The following is a 14,296-nucleotide window of genomic DNA, read 5'->3' as shown; positions in this document are numbered from 1 at the left end:
GGCGCGCAGGATGCGCACGCCGTCGGCGTACTCCTCAAGGGGTGCGCCCTCGGAGTGGCGGGTGACGACGGTGACCTCGTGGCCCGCGGCGGCGAGGGCGACGGAGAGGGCGTGCACGTGACGGCCGAGGCCGCCGACGAGCACCGGCGGGTACTCCCAGGAGAGCATCAGCACCCGCAGTTGCCGGGCGGGGTGGATGTCGATCACGTGGGCGTCGGGTGACATGCGGCCCCCTTTGAGTTGTCCCCGGGCGCGCGCCGACCGACACCGGAGCCGGTGTCGCCGTCGCGTCTGGATCGGGGCCAATCCTGCCGGGATCGAGATAACCAGCGGAGACACCACCGTTGCGGTCGTGTAAAGCGCTACTGGCTCTTTCGGCGCACCCGCAGCAGCTCGGCCACCGACCACGCCTGAAAGGGGCAGCCGGTCGCGGCGTGCGGCGCGAGGCCGTCGGCCGTCTCGCTAACCGAGCCTAGCCCATATTCGGTCAGATGGGCCTCGATACCAACGAACACGTCATCGACCGACATCTTGCCCCTGCGGCACGCGTCCACGTACGGCCCGAGCAGCCACGGCCAGACCGTGCCCTGGTGGTAGCCGCCGTCGCGCTCGGCGGGACCACCCCGGTGCCGGCCCACGAACTCCGCCGCATCGGGGGCGAGACTGCGCGGCCCGAGCGGCGTGAGCAACCCGTCACCGATGCGCCGCAACGTGCTCTCGTCCGGGTCCATCGGCGCGTACGGCAGCGACCAGGCCAGTAGTTGGTTGGGGCGCAGCGCGTCGTCGTCGTGCAGGGCGGCCCCGCCCAGCGGGTACGCCGGCGCGGGCGCGTCCAGCACGTCGTGCAGCCAGCCGGTCGGTGCGGGGTAGCGCTCCCGGAACGAGGCGGTGGCCTGCCCGTGCCGTCGCCACAGCTCGTCCGCGTTCCGCCCCGACAGCTCGGTCAGCTCCGCGAGCCCGGCCAGCCCGTTGATCCACAACGCGTTGACCTCGACCGGCTTGCCGGTACGCGGGGTGACCGGCACCCCGTACACCCGGGCGTCCATCCAGGTCAGCGCGGTGCCGGGGGCGCCCTGACTGAGCAGCCCGTCGGCCGGGTCGACGGAGATCCCGTACCGGGTGCCGGCCACGTGGGCGTCGACCACCTGACCCAACGCGGGCAGCAGCTCGTCACCCAGGTCGGTGTCACCGGTGACGGTGACGTGCCGACTCACCGCGTGCAGGAACCACAGCGTGCCGTCGACGGTGTTGTACTCCACCCGACCGGTGTCGGCCGTGTTGGCGAGCATCCCCTCGGACAGCGTCGCCGCGTACGCCCGCAGCAGCTCCCGGCCCTCGTCGGCGCGACCCGTGCAGAGGAACAACCCCTCGTAGGAGATCATCGTGTCCCGCGACCAGGCGCCGAACCACGGATAGCCGGCCACCACGTCGACGGCTCGCCCGCCGGGGCGCACCACGAACGCGTCCGCGGCCAGCGTGAGCGTCGCCTCGACCGGGTCGGCCGGCTTCGCCGCCGCCACCACCTGCCGGTTGCGCCGTCGGGCCGTCTCCACGATCTCGGTGGCCGGCGGCGGCTCCTCGTCGAGTCGACCGGCCCACGCCCGCACCGACACCGTGTCGCCGGGGCGTTCCAGTTCGCCGACGAATCGCCCCGCGTACCACAGGTCCTCGTCCGGGTTCAGGCCCCGATTGGCCTCCTCACGGTGGTGTACGCCCAGCCACCACTGCCCCTCGGGCGCCCAGCTCGGCCCGGACAGCCGGTACGCGCCCTCCACCACCGCGCCGTCGGCCACCGCCTCGACCTGCGGAACCGGGCCGTCGGCCCGCCGTTCGCCGTGCGCGTCACGCCAGGTGCAGGCGGCCGACAGCTCCAGCCGGACCGGCCCGCCGGCGACCAGCCGGTGCACCACCGACACGCAGGAGCGACCGGGCAGCATGGCCACCTCCCGCTCGATCACCACGGCGCCGATCCGCCACCGCCACCGCGGCAGCCCGTCGACCAGGTCGAAGCGCTCCAGCAACTCGAAGCCACGCGGGTCCACGTCGCCGGAGGACCACTCGTGCGCGCCGAGCCGCACCCGCGCGCCGGACGGCACTGTGACCGCCGGGTCGAGGCTGACCAGTCCCACCTGACGGGACGCCGGCGTTTCGCCGGGAACCACCAGCAGGCCGTGGTAGCGGCGCGTCCGGAGCCCACCGACAGTGCCCATCGCATATCCGCCCAGGCCGTCGGGGACCAGCCACTCCCGGCTCGCGGCGCTGGTCAGATCGCCGCAGACCTGGGGGCCGAAGCGCATGTCGATCAACTTTCCTCCACCTGCGGCGAGGTGTAACACGCCACGACGAGAATGGCCGCTGTGGTCAAGTACCGCGGCGACGTCAAAGATGTGCACGTGATCACTGACCGATCGTCCTCCGACGCCTCGCCACCCGACGCTGAGCGGCTCCGCCTCGCCCAGGCCGACTCGGGGGAACAGGACTGGCGTGCATGGGGTCCCTATCTGTCCGAACGGGCGTGGGGGACGGTACGGGAGGACTACAGCGAGCACGGTACGGCCTGGGACTACTTCCCGCATGACCACGCGCGGTCCAGAGCCTACCGGTGGAATGAAGACGGAATGGCCGGCGTCTGTGACGACCGACAGACCTTCGCGTTCGCCCTCGCGCTCTGGAACGGAAAGGACCCGATCCTCAAGGAGCGGATGTTCGGCCTCGGCGGCGACGGCGGCAACCACGGCGAGGACGCCAAGGAGTACTGGTGGTATCTCGACAGCACCCCGACGCACTCCTGGATGCGATGGCGCTACCACTACCCCCAGGCCGCCTTCCCGTACGACGAACTCGTCGCGGTGAACGCGTTGCGCGGCCGCGACGACACCGAGTACGAGCTGGTGGACACCGGGATCTTCGACGAGGACCGGTACTGGGCGGTGACCGTCGACTACGCCAAGGCGTCCCCGACCGACATCTGCATGGTGGTGACCGTCGCCAACCGGGGCGACCAGGCGGCCACCCTGCACGTCCTGCCCACCCTGTGGTTCCGTAACACCTGGGCGTGGGGCCTGCCCGGCGGCGACCGGATCCCCCGGATCACCGGTCAGGGCACTCGGCTCGTCGGCGAGCACCGGGTGCTCGGCCAACTGCTGCTCGAAGGCGACGGCGGCCCGGTGCCGCTGCTCTGCGACAACGACACCAACGCCGAACGTCTCTGGGGCCTCCCCGGCCGCTCCCCGTACCCGAAGGACGGCATCAACGACCACGTCGTCAACGGCGCTGCGACTGTCAACCCCGACCGGGAGGGCACCAAGGGCGCGCTGCACTACGTGCTCGACGTGCCCGCCGGCGAGCAGCGTCAGATCCGGCTGCGGCTGACCCGCACCGCGTCGCCCCCGGCCGCCGCGCCGCCGCCCCCGGCCGACCTCAGCGCCGGATTCGAGGCCGTGGTGTGGGCGCGGCGGGCCGAGGCGAACAGGTTCTTCGCCGGGATCATCCCGCCGGCCGCCACCCCCGACGAGGCGCTGGTGGCACGGCAGGCCATCGCCGGTCTGATGTGGGGCAAGCAGTTCTACCACTTCGACGTCAAGCGCTGGCTTGAAGGAGACCCCGGCTCCACCCCGCCGGCCGGCCGCCGACACGGGCGCAACAGCGCCTGGTGGCACATGACCAGCTTCGACGTCATCTCCATGCCCGACCCCTGGGAATACCCGTGGTACGCGGCCTGGGACCTGGCCTTCCACTGCGTGAGCATCGCCCGGGTCGACCCGGGCTTCGCCAAGGACCAACTGCTGCTCCTGCTCCGCGAGTGGTACCTGCACCCCAACGGGCAGATCCCGGCGTACGAGTGGGCGTTCGGCGACGTGAACCCGCCCGTGCACGCGTGGGCGGCGCTGAAGGTGTTCGAGATCGACGGCGGGCGGGACTACGAGTTCCTGGCCCGGGTGATGCACAAGCTGCTGCTCAACTTCACCTGGTGGGTCAACCGCAAGGACACCGGTGGCAACAACGTCTTCGAGGGCGGCTTTCTCGGGCTGGACAACGTCGGGCCGTTCGACCGTTCGGCGGCGCTGCCGGTGGCCGGTGTGCTGGAGCAGTCCGACGGCACCGGCTGGATGGGCATGTACGCGCTGAACATGCTCGACATGGCCATCGTGCTCGCCGAACACGACCGGACCTGGGTGGACACCGCCACCAAGTTCTTCGAGCACTTCGCGTACATCGCCGCCGCCGCGTACGAGCAGGGGTTGTGGGACGAGGAGGACGCCTTCTTCTACGACGTGCTGCGCCTCGCCGACGGTACGAAGGTGCCGCTGAAGGTCCGCTCGGTGGTCGGGCTGCTGCCGCTGGCCGCCACCACCCGGCTCACCGCGAAGACGCTGCACCGTCTGCCGGAGCTGGGCGCGCGGTTGCGCTGGTTCCTGACCAACCGCCCGGAGTACGCCCAGGTGATCGGCACCCGTCGGTTGGGCCCTGACGGCCGGCAGCAACGGCTGCTGTCCATGGTCGGCCCGGAGCAGGTGGTCCGGCTCCTGGCCCGGATGCTCGACCCCGACGAGTTCCTCTCCGACTTCGGCCTGCGTACGCTCTCCCGCGCGCACCTGGACAAACCGTTCTCGGTCACCCTCGGCGGGCAGGAGTTCTCCGTCGGCTACGAGCCGGCCGAGTCGACGAGCGGTCTGTTCGGCGGCAACTCGAACTGGCGCGGTCCGATCTGGATGCCGACGAACTTTCTGCTGATCAGCGCGCTACGTGACTACGCGGCGTTCTTCGGCGACGACCTCCAGGTGGAGTACCCGACCCGCTCCGGCGTGAAGCGCACCCTGGACGAGATCGCCGACGACCTTTCCGCCCGGCTGATCTCGCTGTTCACTCAGGACGACTGGGGTCGCCGGCCGATCTACGGCGCCGCGCAGATGTTCCAGACCCAACCGGACTGGCGCGACCTGATCGCCTTCCCCGAGTACTTCCACGGCGACAACGGGGCCGGCCTGGGCGCCTGGCACCAGACCGGCTGGACCGCCCTGGTGGCCGACCTGATCCTCACGTTGCGCCGCTAAGGTCCCCGCACGCGGATCTTGCGGGCGGTGAGCGGCATGATCGCGCTCGATCCTTGTTGTAGTGGTGTCGACCGGAGCAGGAGGCCACTACATCCTGGATCGAGCACGATCATGCGTGGGGCGTGGGGGCGCGTGCGGGTGCGCGGTGCGTTCTGCGCGCGGGGTGGCCCGGGTGGGTCAGGGGGCGACCAGGCCGAGCTTGATGAGGCTGTCGGCCGTTTCGGTGATGGTGGTCTGCACCGGGCGGGGGCGCCAGCCGAGCACCGTACGCGCCTTGTCGTTGCTGATCACCGGGACCTGGCCCCGAAGAGCGGCGGCCTCGCGCAGGGCCGGTTCGGTCGCGGCGGCCCGTAGGACCTCCTCGTCGGTGAGCTCTCGCGCGGGCACCCGGTCGGCCAGGCTCGGCAGGTGCCGCGCCAGCATCTGTGCCATGTCGAGGAAGCTGATCGACGGGCCGCCGACGCCGATGAACCGCTCGCCGGCAGCGTCCGGGTGCACCATCGCGCGCAGGTGCAGGTCGACCACGTCCCGGACGTCGACGACACCGAAGTACATCCGGGGTACGACAGGCATCGCTCCGTCAAGGAACGCCTGCACCAGGCCTGTCGACGCGGAGACCCGTGGCCCCAGCAGCGGCCCGAAGATGCCGGTCGGGTTGACGACGCTCAGCTCGACCCCGCCGTTATCCCGGACGTACTCCCACGCCGCGCGCTCGGCGAGTGTCTTCGACCGGTGGTACGCCGGGATGTCGTCGTCCACGTTGGTCCAGTCCGCTTCGCTGTACCGACCGTCGGGCTTCACCGTGTAACCCACCGCCGCGTACGACGAGGTCAGGACCACCCGTCGTACCCCGGTCTCGCGGGCGGCCCGCAGGACGCGCAGCGCTCCGTCGCGGGCGGGCCGGATCACCTCGTCGTCGTCCTTCGGCGGGGTGAACGGAAACGGCGACGCGTGGTGCAGCACGTAAAGTGCCCCGTCGGCGGCCTCGGCCCAGCCCTCGTCGGCGGACAGGGCCGCCGCCCGGAACTCGACCCGGCCGTCCGGGTTCACGCCGGCCTGTCGAACCCGGTCGAGCACCTCGTCGCGCTGGCCCGCCTCGCGGACACTGACCCGCACCCGGTAGCCCTCATCGAGCAGTCGGGCGACGGAGTACCCGCCGACGTGACCGGTGGCACCGGTCACCAACACCAGGGCGTCGTCGGTGGAGTGAAGCTGAATGTCGTTCGGCATTGTTTGTCCCATCGTTGCTCAGAAACGTCGAAGAACGTGCTCGACCTGCTCGATCGCGCGCTCCTCGGCATCCGTGTTGCCCCGGTACCGCGCGTCCCACATGTCCGCCTTGCCGCGCATGTAGGCCTGGCGTACCCGTAGGCGTTCGATCTCTCCGGACAGCCGGTCGGCGTGCCGGGCGAAGAGGTCACGTTGTTCGGCAGCCGCCGCGCGGTCGCCCTCGTCGAGCAGCGTCAGGTAGCGGCGCATCTCCGCGACGCTCATCCCGGACGACCGCAGGCAGGCCAGGGCGTCGACGCGTTCGGCGAGCGCGGCGTGGTAGCGGCGGTGACCGCTGCTGTCGTCGCGCGCGACCGGGCCGAGCAGGCCGATCTTTTCGTAGTACCGCAGCGTCGGCTCACTGAAGCCCGACCGTTGGGCCATCTCCTGGATGGTCAGGGGCGGTTCTGTCCGCTCCCGATCCGCCTTCGTCGCTGCCATGACTGAAGCGTCCCCAACTTCAAGCGCTTCAAGTCAAACGATGTGATCGGAGCGACAACGAGCAAGATCCGCGCGACTTCACTGATGTTGCTGCCTCAAGACGGCCGCAGGCAGCAACATCAGCGAAATTGTGCGGATCTTGCGGGTCGGGTCGGTGGTGCGGCTGGGCGCTGGCCGCATCTGGCGACCCCGGCGGCGGCACCTCGTCGACCCGATGCCCGCGCTGCTCACGACCCATGGCATCAAGGCGCTGTCGGACCGCTGATCGCCGAGCCGCCGGGGCACGTCAGCCGTTTGCCTCCGCTTGCCTGGCCTTCCACCGGTGACGGCGGACTGCCGCGACGGCGACGGCGAGGGCGAGGAGCAGTGCGACGACACCTTTCCACGCCCGCTCGGCCCATGGTCGATCGTCACCGAACGCCGCCTCGCCAGCCGTCATCAGCCACAGACCCACCCACGCCCACTGCCAGCCGCGCGGCCGGGAGAACGTCTCGGGCCGGTCGGAGAACACGCCGACGAACATGAATCCGGCCCAGAAGACGAGAAGCATCGGCACCACGACGCGCGTGACGACCTCCCATGGGGACATCGACAGATCATGACATCCGGTCAGCCGCCGAAGGGTTCGGGTCCGAGCCGACCCCAGGCGACGAAGGCGGCCACCGCGAGGTAGAGCAGGTTCACCACGATGAACTTCGCTTCGTTGTAGCGCAGGTGGGTGATCATGGCGCCGACCATCAGCAGGACCCAGCAGAGGGCGGTCACCGGCACCAGCACCGGTGCGATGTCGAGCACGGCGGGCAGGATCAGGCCGACCGCGGCCAGGATTTCGAGGATCCCGAGGGTCTTGACGAAGCCCACGCTGGCGTTGGCGGTCCACCCGCCGCCGTTGGTAGCCGCCAACTTCTCCTTGGGTACGAACGTCTTGGTGACGCCGCCGGCCAGGGCGACTGCGGCCAGCAGTCCGGCCGCGATCCACAGTGCCAGGTTCATGAGGTTCCTTTCGTCTTGGTCGACCACGAGACACCGCCGACCCGCTCGCTGTGACGGAGGTGCCGGGGTGACGCGGCCCACGCCTGCCCGGTGTCACAGACGGCACGGGACCGGTGTCTCGTGGGCGATGCCATCGGGATCGACGAGACTGGAGCCAGACGTGGTGGGCACATTCCAGACCTGGGGAGCGAAGCCATGACCGAGGACGGCCGGGCGGGCCCCGCCGTCGACGCGTTCGTCACCCACCGGAACCTGCTCTTCACCGTCGCCTACGAGATGCTCGGCTCGGCCGCCGACGCCGAGGACGTACTCCAGGAGACCTGGCTGCGGTGGGCGGACGCGGATCTCTCGGCGGTGCGGGACCAGCGCGCGTACCTGGTCCGGATCACCACCCGCCAGTCGCTGAACCGGCTGCGGACGGTCGGGCGGCGCAGGGAGTCGTACGTCGGCTCCTGGTTGCCCGAGCCGTTGCTGACCGCGCCCGACGTCGCCGACGACGTCGAACTCGCCGAGAGTGTCTCGATGGCGATGCTGCTGGTGCTGGAGACGCTCGCGCCGACCGAGCGGGCGGTGTTCGTCCTCCGCGAGGTCTTCGACCTTGGCTACGACGAGATCGCCGAAGCTGTCGACAAGAGTGCGGCCGCCGTCCGCCAGATCGCCCATCGGGCGCGGGCGCACGTCGCCGCACGTCGGCCTCGCGGGACGGTCTCCCCGACCGAGACCCGGCGCGCGCTCGACGCGTTCCGACGGGCCGTGGAGACCGGCGACGTGCAGGGCCTGCTCGACGTTCTCGCGCCGGACGCCGTGTTCCTGGGCGACGGCGGCGGGATCAAACAGGCGGTGCTGCGGCCGGTCGTCGGGGCCGACAAGGTGGCCCGGCTGTTGGCCAGCACGGAGGCCAGGGCCGCCGCCATGTCGTTGCGGCCAGCCCAGGTCAATGGCTACCCGGCGCTGGTGCTCCGGTTCGACGGCGAGATCGACACGGTGGTCGCGCTGCGCATTGACGACGGTCTCGTCAGTGCGCTCTACGCCGTGCGTAACCCGGAGAAGTTGTCGCACATGCAGCGTGAGACGAGCCTGCGCCGTTGAGGACGGGCATCTAGTACGGAGGTGTGGGCGTCTCCGGCGACCGGTGGCGGGAGCGTCGTGCGTCCGCGCCCGCGACGCCGAGGAGCACCACGGCGGCGGCCGCCCCGGCGGTGAGCGGGTCGAGGTGTACGGCGACCGGCACCAGCAGGCCGAGGGCGAGGAGGCCGGCCAGCCGGGACCGGGAGACCCGACCGAAGACCTGGTATTCGAGCGCCGATCGTCCGGCGAGGAAGAGCGCCGGACCGCCGAGGATGGCGATGAGCCAGGCCGCCGGGAGGTGCCCGAGGGGTTCGGTGATGAACAGTTCGAAGCCGACGCCGGTGAGGACGATTCCCGCGATCATGGTGAGGTGGGCGAACGCCATGTCGGTGGCGAGTCGATCGGCGTGACGGGAGCGGCCGACGGCGGCGTCCAGCACCTTTCCCGCGACGTGGAAATAGATCCGCCACAGCAGGACGGTGCTCGCCAGTGCGAGAACGAAGCCGGCGGCCTGGTTGACGTGGAATTCGCTGCTGCTGAACGCCACCCCGATGACGAAGATCGCCTCACCGATCGCGATGAGGAGGAACTGTTGGTACCGCTCGGACAGGTGCTCGGCGGCGATCATCCGGCCGCCGATCCGTTGCCTGCCGATCCGGGGAGTCGGCCAGCCGAGGGCCAGCCCGCCGTAGTCGATCAGCAGGGCGATCGACCAGAGTGATCCTCGGATCGTGCCGTCGTCGGCCAGGCCACCGACGACCCAGAGCGGCGCGCTCAGACCGAACCAGATCAGGACGCGGAGGGTCTGCCGTGGATCGGGCTGGCCGTGTGCGGCGAGGTGGAAATAGACCACGCGCCCGATCTGGAGACACACGTAGGTGATGGCGAAGAGCGGTGCCCGCGCGCCGAAGCCGTCGGGCACCGCGACGGCCATCGTCATGGCGCCGAGCATCGTGATGACGATGACGGTCTGGACCACCGGTGCCTCCGGGTCCAGCCAGCTGGTCGACCAGACGGTCAACGACCAGACGGCCCAGAGCGCCAGGAACAGCAGAAGCGCCTGACCGAGACCCGCGAGAACGCCACGCTGGCCGTCGGTGAAGTCGTCGATCACGCGTCCGGAGATGCGGGTGAGGGCGAAGACGAAGACCAGGTCGAGGAAGAGCTCCAGGAATGTCGCCCGCTGGAGAGTGGCTTCGCCGCGAACCAGTGGCATTCGCCGTTTCCCGTTCATCGACCTGCCACGGCTCCGTGCCGCCGAACCACCATGTGCCTCCCGTCGCGGATGATCCCCTGGCCTAACGAGCCACGAGGACGGCTGTGGCGTACCGGGACCGAAGCTCACCACCGGCCCGAGCCTGCGCCGGACAGTCACCAATCTGTCACCACGCGGCTACCGGAGGGGTGCGGGCTTACGCTCGTGGGCGTGCCCGGACCTGCCGAGAAGGCCACCGAACAGGACCGGCGTGACCTTCTCGTCACGGTCGCGCGTGAGTTGGCTGAGGCGGAGGGCTGGGCGGGAGTCAGCACCCGCCGGCTCGCCGAACGGGCCGGGATCGACATCGGCGACGTCTACCGACACTTCGCCGACCTGGAGGCGTTGCTCGCCGCCGTCGCTGTGTGCGCGTTCGCCGACCTGGCCGCCGATCTGGCGGAGGCACACGCCGAAGCCGTGGACAGCCCCGACGGTGCCTGGCCGGCGGTCGCGACCGCGTACCTCGACTTCGCGTACACGAATCCGCAGGTCTACGACGCGATGCTCGCGCTGACCCCCGACCTGGCGCTCGGCGCGGATGGTGTGCCGGCCGCGCCGCGGGCGGTCTTCGCCGAGCTGCGGGCGGCCCTGACACCCCTGGCCGAGGGACGGGACCCGGACACCCTCGCCGAGGTGGGATGGAGCCTGCTGCACGGCGTGGTGATGCTGACCCGCGGTGGGCGACTCCGACCCGACGGGCAGGAGGAGCGGGAGTCGTTGATCGCTCAACGGCTGTTGCGGTGGCCGTGACGACCAGGCGGTCAGTTGACGGGCTGGCGGTCCGCCGGACCCTTGTCGACGAACCGGAAGGTGCTGCCCGGTGACGCGTTTCCCAACTCCTTGAGGACCAGACCGTTGCCCGGGGCGTGCTGGAGAAAGCGGGTTTCGCTGCCGATCGCGTACGTGCCGTCGCCCTTGGCGGTGATCGTGAACCGCTGGATCGGGTCGTCCTCGTCGCACACGGCGGCTTGGATGGTCAGCTCGGGCTCGATGTCCAGACCGTTGACCTGCCAGCAGGATGGCTCGTCGTTGGCGGGGTGGTCGTCCCGCGGGCCGAACGCCTTGAACACGTACCGGTCGCCGCCGATCGGGGTCAACGCGAACAGGACGCGTCCCCCGGTGTCACCGCCCTCCTCGAGCCGACCGCTGAGTTCCAGCTCGCTACCGGATCCCTGCACCCGCACGATCGTGAACTCGCGCTTGCCAGACAGCAGCGGGTCGACCTGCGGAGCCGACGACGATGGCGGCATGCCCGCCGCGGGGGCGGAGGGCGTTGGTGTACCCGCCGCGGCACCTGGCTTCCTGGCGGTGTCGGTGCCGCACGCCACAAGCGCGCCGGTGCACGCCAGCAGTGCCGCGCCGGTGACCACTCTCATCGTGAACACGCCGTACTCCTCGGGTGGTCGAACCTGTCGGGCCGGGACGATCGTTGCTACCTGACTGGAGACGGCCGGCACGCCGAGATCGTTCGGCGAAAATGGGAAACGTGGGCGTCCATCTCGCGCCTATCCTGCCCCTCGGGCTGTGCGGCTCTGAACATGAGGGGGACCCGGGATGACGGACGGTACGGCGGCGCGGCGGCAGGCGAAGGTGTTGATCTTTGATGCGGACGACACCCTGTGGGAGAACAACGTCGTCTTCGAGCGGGTGATCGACGACTTCCTGTCCTGGCTGGACCACCCCACACTGGACCGGGCCGCGCTGCGCGCCGTCCTCGACGACATCGAGCGGGCCAACGCGGTGGCGCACGGGTACGGCAGCAAGGTCTTCCTGCGCAGCCTGGGGGAGTGTCTGGAGCGGCTGCGCGCACGGCCGGCCACCGAGGCCGAGCGGCTGGAGATCGACCGGTTGGCCGTGGCGCTCGTGGAACACCGGGTCGAGCTGATGCCCGGGGTGGCCGAGGCGCTCGACGACCTGGCCAGCCGGCACGAGCTGCTGTTGCTGACCAAGGGCGACCGGGAGGAACAGCAACGCAAGCTGGACGCCTGCGGCGTGCTGCACCACTTCGGGGCCGCGCACATCGTGCCCGAGAAGAACGCCGAGACGTACCGGTGGCTGGTCCGGGAGCACGGCTTCGATCCGTCCACCGCATGGATGATCGGCAACTCCCCGAAGTCCGACATCCTGCCGGCGCGGGCGGCCGGGCTGAACGCGGTGTTCATCCCGAACGAGAACACCTGGGTGCTGGAGGACGACGAGCTGGACCCGACCGACGACGGCGTCCTGCGGCTGGCCGCGTTCCGCGACCTGCTCCGCCACTTCTGACCGCCGCAGCCGTCCGGAACCACGACAGCGCTGGCGATAATCATCTCGTTACGTCGAGATGCCGTTTTTTCAGCGTGACGTCAGACCGCCGCCGGAGGTCGGTCGTGGCTTGTCCGGCCCGCCGTGACCCGCCTAACCTGTGCCGGCGCTGCCGGCCCCACCGGGGATGCCGGCGCGCCGGCCTTGGGTCGGTGGGCACCGTGGAGCTGAGTGCAGAGCGGCGGCTCGCCCCGTGCACGCTTGGGCGACGAGGTGCCGGAGCTGTCCGCTCACCCATCGGACGGCCGGGGGTCAGGGCCGGGTAGTTGCGGACCCGGTCCTGACCCGACCACGCACACACCACCTCCGGCGCGTGGGGCAGACACGAGCCGGGCCGACGGTCAGGATGGCGGAATGAAGCGCAGATCTCTCCTGTTGGGCGCCGCGGCGGGCCTCACCGCGCCGGCCGTGCTCATCCCGACCGCGCCGGCGCTCGGCGTGACCAGGCCGCCGGCCCCGACGTGGGGGGCCACCGTGCCGGCTCCGCGCCGCGCCCGCTCGACGGTGCCACGCCGCAACCTGGCCGCCCGCCTGACCACCCTGCCCACGCTGACCAGGCAGGTGATCGTGGTGGGCGCGACCAGTTACACCACGACGTACGCCACCCTCGAGGCGTACGTGAAGGTCCGGGGTCGCTGGCAGCCCGCCTCGTCGCCGTTGCCCGCGCGGCTCGGCTCGAAGGGGTTCAGCGACAACCACGTGGAGGGGGTGCCGACCACTCCCACCGGGGTCTACTCGATCGGCCCGACCATGTACGGCATCGCCGCCAACCCCGGTGTGCGCTATCCGTACCACCGGCTGGTCAGCGGTGACTGGTGGAACGAGAACCCGTCGTCGACGCGTTACAACACCTTCCAGCACAGCTCGACGAACCCGGGCGGGGCCAGCGAGGCGCTGTGGCAGGAGACCCCCGCGTACACGCACTTCGCGGTGATCACCTACAACATGCCGCCGAACGTGGCGACGCCGGTGCCGAACGCGGGCAGCGGCATTTTCCTGCACCAGTTCAGCACCAGCGGCGGCAACGCCACCGCCGGCTGCGTCTCGCTGGCCCGCGACCACCTGGTCGACGTGCTCACCTGGCTCGACCCGGCGCTCTCGCCCCGGATCGTGCTCAGCCCGTACGCCCAGCTCGGCCGGTATTGAGAGCTGTCGGCGACTCAGGACGCCTCACGTCGGACGATCGCCACCGCCACCCGGCAGAACTCGTCCATGTCCGGGTTGAACCCGGCCGCGATGTCGGGATGCAACCCGGAGCGGGTCTCCTCCAACAGTCGTTGGCAGACCTGCTCGACCGGCTCGCCGGAATAGTCGGCGCGGACCCGGTCGGTGGCGGCCTGAAGCGCCGAGGTCAGCTGCTCCTCCAGCGGGCCGCGCAGCTTCTGCTGCACAGGGTCGAGCCCGCGTGGGTCGAGCGTGACATGTGGCTCCGACATCGGTGCTCCCTTCGTCGGCGTCCGCGGTACCCCACCGCGGACGTCGGTCAAACCCCGTTCGGTACGGCGGCGACCCGCACCTGGTATGAGAAGTCCTCCGCCGGCTCCTCGTGGTACGACAGTCGGCGGATCTGCCGGTCGTCGTCGTAGAGGGCGACGTCCACCAGGACGCCGAGGTGGCTGAGGCCGATGGACGACACCCGCTTCTTGTCCTGCAGGACGGCGCAGACGCCGCCGAGCAGGGTGCTGGCGTCGGCCGTACGGTGCCCGGGCGGGCATCGCAGGACCAGGTCGACCTCGACCGGCCCGGGCAACGGCGTCCAGCCGGTGCGCTGGGCCGCCGTGAGAGCGGCCTGGAGCAGGGTGCGGACCCTCGTCGCCTGGCGATGCCCGGCGGCGAAGATGGACAATGCTTCGGTCTTGACCGGTGGCAGGCCGCTCACCTCGAATGTCAGGGCGAGAGCGCGGGTGTCCTG

The 14,296-nt window shown here is 70.5% G+C and carries 16 protein-coding genes; 6 read left to right on the top strand and 10 right to left on the bottom strand.

Annotated elements, in window-relative coordinates:
- On the bottom strand, nucleotides 1-225 hold a 225-nt coding region (locus ACWCO3_RS20295), incomplete at its 3' end, for a glycogen/starch synthase (RefSeq protein WP_450011450.1).
- 137 nt (nucleotides 226-362) lie between these two features.
- Nucleotides 363-2,306, bottom strand: coding sequence for an amylo-alpha-1,6-glucosidase (locus ACWCO3_RS20290; RefSeq protein WP_450011448.1), 1,944 nt, complete (start codon nucleotides 2,304-2,306; stop codon nucleotides 363-365).
- A gap of 42 nt (nucleotides 2,307-2,348) precedes the next feature.
- Here ACWCO3_RS20290 and ACWCO3_RS20285 point away from each other — a divergent pair, with 42 nt between their 5' ends.
- Nucleotides 2,349-5,054 carry an MGH1-like glycoside hydrolase domain-containing protein gene (locus ACWCO3_RS20285; RefSeq protein ID WP_145779961.1) on the top strand — a complete coding sequence of 902 codons (2,706 nt, stop codon included), beginning with the start codon at nucleotides 2,349-2,351 and terminating at the stop codon, nucleotides 5,052-5,054.
- Between the two features lie 177 nt (nucleotides 5,055-5,231).
- Here ACWCO3_RS20285 and ACWCO3_RS20280 read toward each other — a convergent pair whose 3' ends face one another.
- Entirely contained in the window at nucleotides 5,232-6,284 is a 1,053-nt protein-coding gene (locus ACWCO3_RS20280; RefSeq protein WP_358166225.1) for an NAD-dependent epimerase/dehydratase family protein, read from the bottom strand.
- A gap of 18 nt (nucleotides 6,285-6,302) precedes the next feature.
- A complete protein-coding gene (locus ACWCO3_RS20275) occupies nucleotides 6,303-6,764 on the bottom strand; it encodes a MerR family transcriptional regulator (protein WP_450011445.1) in 462 nt (153 codons plus the stop codon).
- A gap of 130 nt (nucleotides 6,765-6,894) precedes the next feature.
- Here ACWCO3_RS20275 and ACWCO3_RS20270 point away from each other — a divergent pair, with 130 nt between their 5' ends.
- Nucleotides 6,895-7,029 (top strand): hypothetical protein, encoded by a 135-nt coding sequence (locus ACWCO3_RS20270; protein ID WP_280116477.1) that lies wholly within the window; start codon nucleotides 6,895-6,897, stop codon nucleotides 7,027-7,029.
- 21 nt (nucleotides 7,030-7,050) lie between these two features.
- Here the strand turns inward: ACWCO3_RS20270 and ACWCO3_RS20265 are convergent, their stop codons facing one another.
- Entirely contained in the window at nucleotides 7,051-7,353 is a 303-nt protein-coding gene (locus tag ACWCO3_RS20265) for a hypothetical protein (RefSeq protein ID WP_450011443.1), read from the bottom strand.
- 20 nt (nucleotides 7,354-7,373) lie between these two features.
- Entirely contained in the window at nucleotides 7,374-7,757 is a 384-nt protein-coding gene (locus tag ACWCO3_RS20260) for a DoxX family protein (RefSeq protein WP_450011441.1), read from the bottom strand.
- A 195-nt stretch (nucleotides 7,758-7,952) separates the two neighbouring features.
- Between ACWCO3_RS20260 and ACWCO3_RS20255 the strand changes: the two genes are divergently transcribed.
- Nucleotides 7,953-8,846, top strand: coding sequence for an RNA polymerase sigma-70 factor (locus ACWCO3_RS20255; protein ID WP_450011439.1), 894 nt, complete (start codon nucleotides 7,953-7,955; stop codon nucleotides 8,844-8,846).
- Between the two features lie 10 nt (nucleotides 8,847-8,856).
- On the opposite strand, the gene ACWCO3_RS20250 is transcribed toward ACWCO3_RS20255, so the two are convergent.
- Entirely contained in the window at nucleotides 8,857-10,041 is a 1,185-nt protein-coding gene (locus ACWCO3_RS20250; protein ID WP_167524800.1) for a low temperature requirement protein A, read from the bottom strand.
- Nucleotides 10,042-10,251: 210 nt separating this feature from the next.
- On the opposite strand from ACWCO3_RS20250, the gene ACWCO3_RS20245 reads away from it, so the two are divergent.
- Nucleotides 10,252-10,830 (top strand): TetR/AcrR family transcriptional regulator, encoded by a 579-nt coding sequence (locus ACWCO3_RS20245; protein WP_450011437.1) that lies wholly within the window; start codon nucleotides 10,252-10,254, stop codon nucleotides 10,828-10,830.
- Nucleotides 10,831-10,841: 11 nt separating this feature from the next.
- On the opposite strand, the gene ACWCO3_RS20240 is transcribed toward ACWCO3_RS20245, so the two are convergent.
- A complete protein-coding gene (locus ACWCO3_RS20240; protein WP_358166240.1) occupies nucleotides 10,842-11,465 on the bottom strand; it encodes a hypothetical protein in 624 nt (207 codons plus the stop codon).
- 169 nt (nucleotides 11,466-11,634) lie between these two features.
- Between ACWCO3_RS20240 and ACWCO3_RS20235 the strand changes: the two genes are divergently transcribed.
- Both ACWCO3_RS20235 and ACWCO3_RS20230 read left to right on the top strand, forming a co-directional pair.
- Nucleotides 11,635-12,345, top strand: coding sequence for an HAD family hydrolase (locus ACWCO3_RS20235; RefSeq protein WP_145779970.1), 711 nt, complete (start codon nucleotides 11,635-11,637; stop codon nucleotides 12,343-12,345).
- Between the two features lie 393 nt (nucleotides 12,346-12,738).
- Nucleotides 12,739-13,530, top strand: coding sequence for a L,D-transpeptidase family protein (locus ACWCO3_RS20230; protein WP_450011434.1), 792 nt, complete (start codon nucleotides 12,739-12,741; stop codon nucleotides 13,528-13,530).
- Between the two features lie 14 nt (nucleotides 13,531-13,544).
- On the opposite strand, the gene ACWCO3_RS20225 is transcribed toward ACWCO3_RS20230, so the two are convergent.
- A complete protein-coding gene (locus ACWCO3_RS20225; protein WP_145779972.1) occupies nucleotides 13,545-13,820 on the bottom strand; it encodes a hypothetical protein in 276 nt (91 codons plus the stop codon).
- Between the two features lie 47 nt (nucleotides 13,821-13,867).
- Nucleotides 13,868-14,296, bottom strand: a 429-nt coding sequence (locus ACWCO3_RS20220; RefSeq protein ID WP_450011431.1) for a hypothetical protein, incomplete at its 5' end; no start/stop codon positions are given.

This window comes from Micromonospora sp. NPDC002411 (assembly GCF_053592955.1).
The sequence above is the reverse complement of the archived record's forward strand: the minus strand, read 5'-3'. Positions and strand labels throughout refer to the sequence as shown.

Excerpts from the sequence above, each read along its gene's own strand:
- ACWCO3_RS20280 (WP_358166225.1), bottom strand. The coding sequence starts at position 6,284 with ATGCCGAACGACATTCAGCTTCACTCCACCGACGACGCCCTGGTGTTG.
- ACWCO3_RS20230 (WP_450011434.1), top strand. The coding sequence starts at position 12,739 with ATGAAGCGCAGATCTCTCCTGTTGGGCGCCGCGGCGGGCCTCACCGCG.
- ACWCO3_RS20235 (WP_145779970.1), top strand. The coding sequence starts at position 11,635 with ATGACGGACGGTACGGCGGCGCGGCGGCAGGCGAAGGTGTTGATCTTT.
- ACWCO3_RS20265 (WP_450011443.1), bottom strand. The coding sequence starts at position 7,353 with ATGTCCCCATGGGAGGTCGTCACGCGCGTCGTGGTGCCGATGCTTCTC.
- ACWCO3_RS20225 (WP_145779972.1), bottom strand. The coding sequence starts at position 13,820 with ATGTCGGAGCCACATGTCACGCTCGACCCACGCGGGCTCGACCCTGTG.
- ACWCO3_RS20260 (WP_450011441.1), bottom strand. The coding sequence starts at position 7,757 with ATGAACCTGGCACTGTGGATCGCGGCCGGACTGCTGGCCGCAGTCGCC.
- ACWCO3_RS20250 (WP_167524800.1), bottom strand. The coding sequence starts at position 10,041 with ATGCCACTGGTTCGCGGCGAAGCCACTCTCCAGCGGGCGACATTCCTG.
- ACWCO3_RS20255 (WP_450011439.1), top strand. The coding sequence starts at position 7,953 with ATGACCGAGGACGGCCGGGCGGGCCCCGCCGTCGACGCGTTCGTCACC.
- ACWCO3_RS20275 (WP_450011445.1), bottom strand. The coding sequence starts at position 6,764 with ATGGCAGCGACGAAGGCGGATCGGGAGCGGACAGAACCGCCCCTGACC.
- ACWCO3_RS20285 (WP_145779961.1), top strand. The coding sequence starts at position 2,349 with ATGGCCGCTGTGGTCAAGTACCGCGGCGACGTCAAAGATGTGCACGTG.